Origin of the sequence: Cupriavidus basilensis OR16, from assembly GCF_000243095.1 — a bacterium.
GTDB lineage: Bacteria > Pseudomonadota > Gammaproteobacteria > Burkholderiales > Burkholderiaceae > Cupriavidus > Cupriavidus basilensis_D.
Window position 1 is genome coordinate 1 of record NZ_AHJE01000411.1, and the last position, 238, is coordinate 238.

At 60.5% G+C, this 238-nt stretch carries 1 pseudogene; it reads left to right on the forward strand.

The window, feature by feature from the left end:
* Window positions 1-238, forward strand: a pseudogene (locus OR16_RS42535) (TauD/TfdA dioxygenase family protein); the annotation flags it as partial.

Below are 238 nucleotides of genomic sequence, written 5' to 3' on the forward strand. Positions count from 1 at the left end.
ACCGGCGAGAAGGTGCTGTTCGTGAATGGCTTCACCACGCACTTCACCAATTTCCATACACCGCAGCGGGTTCGCTACGGCCAGGATGGAAATCCAGGTGCCGGCCTGCTGCTGAACTACCTGATCAGCCAGGCCACTATATCCCCGAATACCAGGTGCGCTGGCGCTGGCAGCCCAATAGCGTGGCGATCTGGGACAACCGCTCGACCCAGCACTACGCCGTCATGGATTACCCGCC